The organism is Streptomyces sp. NPDC058086, assembly GCF_042885015.1.
In the GTDB taxonomy this organism is placed as follows: Bacteria; Actinomycetota; Actinomycetes; order Streptomycetales; family Streptomycetaceae; genus Streptomyces.
The window spans coordinates 1-4843 of sequence record NZ_JBHVST010000235.1; the positions used below are offsets into that span (position 1 = coordinate 1).

The 4843-nt window shown below is 68.3% G+C and carries 5 protein-coding genes and 1 pseudogene; 2 read left to right on the plus strand and 4 right to left on the minus strand.

Features of this window, described 5'->3' with window-relative positions; translation table 11 throughout:
• Positions 1-7 precede the first annotated feature (7 nt).
• Positions 8-448, plus strand: a pseudogene (locus ACFVWD_RS57440) (transposase); the annotation flags it as partial.
• 202 nt (positions 449-650) lie between these two features.
• Here the strand turns inward: ACFVWD_RS57440 and ACFVWD_RS57445 are convergent.
• The 4 genes from ACFVWD_RS57445 to ACFVWD_RS57460 form a co-directional block, all read right to left on the minus strand.
• On the minus strand, positions 651-2114 hold the full coding sequence (locus ACFVWD_RS57445; protein WP_389607082.1) for a multicopper oxidase family protein: 1464 nt from the start codon (positions 2112-2114) through the stop codon (positions 651-653).
• Entirely contained in the window at positions 2111-2347 is a 237-nt protein-coding gene (locus ACFVWD_RS57450; protein ID WP_389607083.1) for an SHOCT domain-containing protein, read from the minus strand. Before ACFVWD_RS57450 ends, ACFVWD_RS57445 begins: the two co-directional genes overlap by 4 nt.
• A 953-nt stretch (positions 2348-3300) precedes the next feature.
• Complete coding sequence (locus tag ACFVWD_RS57455) at positions 3301-3648, minus strand: SRPBCC family protein (protein ID WP_389607085.1); 348 nt, start codon at positions 3646-3648, stop codon at positions 3301-3303.
• Positions 3649-3877: 229 nt separating this feature from the next.
• Positions 3878-4051, minus strand: a complete 174-nt coding sequence (locus ACFVWD_RS57460) for a YidH family protein (RefSeq protein ID WP_389607087.1) — start codon at positions 4049-4051, stop codon at positions 3878-3880.
• A gap of 208 nt (positions 4052-4259) precedes the next feature.
• Here ACFVWD_RS57460 and ACFVWD_RS57465 point away from each other — a divergent pair, with 208 nt between their 5' ends.
• A complete protein-coding gene (locus tag ACFVWD_RS57465; protein ID WP_389607088.1) occupies positions 4260-4817 on the plus strand; it encodes a sulfatase-like hydrolase/transferase in 558 nt (185 codons plus the stop codon).
• Positions 4818-4843 lie beyond the last annotated feature (26 nt).

A 4843-nucleotide genomic window follows, 5' to 3' on the forward strand; every position in this document is an offset into this window, starting at 1 on the left:
TGTCCGGGTGGCAGAACGTGTACGGGTTCGTGAGATCGATGACGATGAAGGCCAGAGGTTGCTGCGGATCATCCGCAGAGGCGCCGGCTCGGTCGTGACGTGGCGGCGGGCCCAGATGGTGCTGCTGTCAGCACAGGGCATGGCGGTGGCGGAGATCGCCGAGGCGACGTTCACCAGCGCGGACCGGGTCCGCGATGTGATTCACGACTTCAACACCGACGGCTTCAAGGCGCCCTACCCCAAGTACAAGGGCGGTCGCCCGAGGACTTTTACGCTGCCCGAGCGGCGCGAAGTCAAGAAGATCGCCAAGTCCAAGCCGGCCGAGCACGGCCTACCGTTCTCGACCTGGAGCCTGGCCAAACTGGCCGACTTCCTGATCGCTGAGGGGGTGGTCGACGGCATCAGCCGCGAGGGCCTGCGCATGCTGCTCCGCGAGGAGGGCGTCTCCTAATGAGTTCTGGGAGTAAGCCATCCGGCAGACTCCTGAGTTGGTAGCCGCCAACAGGTGAGCACTCGTGTCTCCCATGATGGTGGCGGATCTTGCGCCGGTGGTACAGGACGTCGAAGCCATGCCTTCTGGGCCGTGGTCGCCCACCACTTTAGCCGCGGCCGAACCTGGTGTCGCCGGATGCCCGGCGCAGGGCAGCCCGTCAGCGGTGGACGTTGATGGTGGCCATCATGCCGAGGTCCTCGTGGTCGAGAACGTGGCAGTGGTAGACGCTGCGGCCGGGGTAATCGGTGAACGGGATACGCAGCCGCACCCAGCCCCGCGCGGGCACGAGCACAACATCCTGGCGCAGCCCGGTCGGAGGTGCGCCGGTGCTGGTTGCCAGCACCTGAAACGGCCAGACGTGCAGATGGAACGGATGATCCATGGGACTGGTGTTGACCACGGTCCACTCCTCGACGGTGTCGAGCGGGACGGTCTGGTCGTCGCGGTCCGGGTCGAAGGTGCGCCCGTCGATGGTGAACATCCCCGTGCCCGTGCCGCCCATCATGCCCATGCCCATGTCCATGGCAAAGGTGAGCCGACGCTGACCGGCCACCCGCCCGTGCGGGGCGGCCGGGGCCGGCAACGTGACTGGCAGCGGCGGCGGTGTCGCGGCCGGTCCGGAGGCTTCCAGGGTGGCCAGGGTGACCGGACCGGAGGTGGGCGGGCCGCCGCCCATCATGCCGATACTGCCCCGGTCGTACGGGTCGGCAACCAGCGTGTACCGGCCGCCGCGGACGGGGCGCACCAGCAGGTCGGCCCGGTTGCCCGGGGCCAGCACCACCTGGTCCCGCTCGGCCGGGGTCGGCAGGAACGCCCCATCCAGGGCGAGCTGGGTCAGCCGGTGGCCCTCCAGCCGCAGCGCGAGCACCCGGGCGACACAGCCGTTGATGACCCGCCACCGCTGCGCATCGCCGGGTGCGGCGGTGATGACGGGTTGGTGCTGGCCGTTGACCAGCACCAGGTCACCTTCGCGGCCCATCATCCTGGCCATCATGTTCGGTGCGGCGACCCGGCCGGCCCCGTCGAGGGTGGTGTCAGTGACCAGCAGGGCCAGGTCGTCGGTCACTGGCAGATCCGGGTCCGGACCGCCGTCGACCAGCAGCGTCCCGGCCAGGCCGGCGAAGATCTGGTCGGCGACGGCGCCGTGATGATGCGGGTGGTACCAGAACGTGCCGGGCGGCTGGTCGACCGGGATACGGTACGCGTAGTCGAAGCTGTCGCCGGGGGCGACGGTGACGAACGGGTTGTCGCCGTTGCCGCACGGGCACACGTGCAGGCCATGGGTGTGCAGGTTGGTCGGCTGGTCGATGTGGTTGACCAGTCGCACCCGCAGCAGGTCCCCAGGGCGTACCCGCAGGGTTGGCCCCGGGCAGGTGCCGTTGTACCCCCACGCCAGGGTGTCCCGCCCGGCCAGGCGCACCCCGGAAGCGGCGGTCAGCGACACATCCAGGACCCCGTCGCGACTGGCCAGCACCGGCGGCTGGGCCAGGTCCTGGCCGGAGGTGCCCCTGCTCGGGGCGCCCAGACCGGTGGCCCAGCCGGTCGCGCCGACGGCGACGCTGGCCGTGCCCAGTCCGATCAGGCCCAGGGCCCGGCGCCGGCTGATCGGCGCGCCGGTCACCGCAACACCCTCCATCGGTGCTGGTACTCCTGCTCGTCGATCTCCCCGCGGGCGTAGCGCTCTTCGAGGATCCGTCGCGCCACCGAACCCGAATCGGACCCGCCGCGGGCAGATCCTCGGCCGTTTCGCGCCAGCCGCAATACGGCGTAGCCGATGATCAGCAGACCGGCCACGACCAGCACCGGCCACACCCACATCCAGCCGATCGCCTGCCCGTCCATCTTCGCAATCACGTTTCCTGAAGCAGTTCCCCTGAACCCAACCTAGCTCGGCTCGTCGCGACATGCCCGCCGTGCCAGGTGTGCTGCCCCCAACGGGAAGGATCCACTCCTTCTTCGACTTCGACCAGGCCCGGTTCGTGTTGCTCCGCCGCCGGACATGCACGTGTGCGCCCTTGTAGTGGCAGCCCAGGCGGCGTGAATCGGGCAGCAGGTGGCAGTCACTGCGCCGCAGGCCGGCGACCTGACCGCGACGCAGTCCCACCCGGGCGCGCAACAGCACGATCAGCCGGTCGCGGGCGCTGCGACAGGCCGTGAACATCGCCACGAGTTCCTCGTCCGAGGCCCGGTCGACATCCGCCTGCGGCTACTGCAGCCGATGCCGTGCCCGCAGGCGGTAATACAGACCGGTGGCAGGCCCCGGCTGTCCGCGAGTTCATAGATCTGCCCCAGCACCGACGGGGACGCCGTATCCACCGACACCGCGTACGACAACAGCCCCCGCACGGCGGCGAGTACGCCATTGACCCGTCGCTCGCCCCGCACCGGCCGCATCCCCGGGCCACACACCACCGGTCCCGGCTCGTCACCCAGGCGTGACGGGGTGTAGCACAGCCACACCATGAACAGCCCCATGTCCCGGGCCGCCTCCGCCCACTCCCGCCCAGTCGCCTGGCACCAGCGGAAATAGAACGCCGCTCAAGGCCAACATCAAGGCCGGGAACCTTGGGAAGCCGGGATCCATCTGGCCCCAGTCCCCAAGGCATTTACGCGTTGGTACCCGGCCGTCTTCCCCCTCGTCAGCCAGTCACCTCACCTACCCACCGGCATCGGCGAGGCACAGGTCTTCGAGGCGGTGTGCCGAGTCGTGGAACAGCTTGTCGATGTGGCGTCGGCTCGCCTGGAGAAGCAGGCGGGTGACTGGTCTGGCATCGACAGCAAGTGTCCAGCGGATGCCGGTCGTCGTGTCAGTAAGTGGCGTCAGCCTCCACTGCTCCATGAGCGCGCACACCTGGCACGTTTACCTCGTGGACCTGGTAGGCGAAGCGCTCGTCCGGCTCCCAGGCAATGATCTGCTCGCGCGCTCGTACAAGGCGGTACAGGCGAAAGAATCGCATGCTGCCGACGCCGTAGGGCGGCGGCCCCTCGTAGTGGACGTCGTCGGCAGGTGTGAACCAGCGGGGCCAGTTTTCGGGGCGGGCTGCGATCTGCTCGAAGACGGCGCCGACCGGTGCGTGCAGCTCACCGGTGCAGGTCTGCCGGAACGGGGCGCTCTCCAAGAGGGCGAGGTCTTCGAGGCGTAGCCGGTATTTCATGATCCACGAAGTCCCTGTGGCAATAGGGCGGTTGGAAGCCTTGGGCCGTGGCGGTCCTAACGTCAGACCAGGACGAGGAGAGCGATCAGAGCAAGGAAGGTGACGGCGCCGGCGGTGACGATGGCGGTAAAGCCGGCAGCGGTGAAGAGTCCGGCGTCGAGTTGACGGTCAACATCCCGCTAACGCCAGGTGCCGTAGCCGGCCACCAGGAGACCGGCGAAGAGAAGGATCACTCCTGCGGCAACGGCCCGCTCACCGCGGTGGGGGCGAATTTGGCGATCGCTATGCCGAGCGAGGAGACGCTGATACCGGTACGCAGCCAGGCCAGATAGGTGCGTTCGTTGGCCAGGTGGTCGCGGGCGGTGCTGCCGGTGTTGGGCCGGGGTGTTCCGGTGCCTTTCATGCCTCCGCCCGCAGTGGCAGACGTGGCTTTGTGTTCTTAGTGTGGAGGGTGTGCCGCCGCACCGCAGCCGGGACGCGAGGGACCACCGAGGCCCGCCCGGCCAATCGCCGTAGTCGGCGGCGCACTTCATCGATGCCACGAAGAACCCGTGAAACGAGTGCCGACCTAGGGTGCTGGGCGCAGGCCGGTGGGTGGGACGGAGAACCTCATGTCGCAGCCGTCGTGGAGGGAGTACCGGCCGGGGGCGGCGTTCCCGGGGGTGATCGGACGCACCACGGAGGAATCGCAGCCCGCGTGGCCGCAGCCACTGAGGGCGACTCCCGGCGCACCGAACGTGATGTTCATCGTCCTGGACGACACCGGGTACGGGCAGCTGGGGTGCTACGGCAGTCCGATCGCCACTCCCAACCTGGACGCCCTCGCCGAAGGCGGGCTGCTGTACAACAACATGCACACCACGGCCCTGTGCTCACCGTCACGGTCGTGCATCATCACTGGCCGTAATCACCATGCGAATGGGATGGCCGGTGTGACTGAGATGTCCACCGGTTTCCCGGGCTACAACGGGCAGATACCGTTCGAGAACGGCTTCGTCTCCGAAATGCTGCTCCAGCATGGCTACAACACCTACATGGTCGGCAAGTGGCACCTGATGCCCTCCGAGCAGGAGTCGGCAGCCGGCCCGTACGACCGCTGGCCGCTAGGAGTTGTCTTCAAATGTCACGCCCACATCAACAGCGATGCGAGGGTGACGGCTGCTTGGTAGGACTCGGCGGTCTTGTCGTAGCGGGT

What these genes read in the sequence shown, in the direction of transcription:
- ACFVWD_RS57465 (WP_389607088.1), top strand. Translation starts at nt 4,260, where the DNA reads ATGTCGCAGCCGTCGTGGAGGGAGTACCGGCCGGGGGCGGCGTTCCCG.
- ACFVWD_RS57460 (WP_389607087.1), bottom strand. Translation starts at nt 4,051, where the DNA reads ATGAAAGGCACCGGAACACCCCGGCCCAACACCGGCAGCACCGCCCGC.
- ACFVWD_RS57455 (WP_389607085.1), bottom strand. Translation starts at nt 3,648, where the DNA reads ATGAAATACCGGCTACGCCTCGAAGACCTCGCCCTCTTGGAGAGCGCC.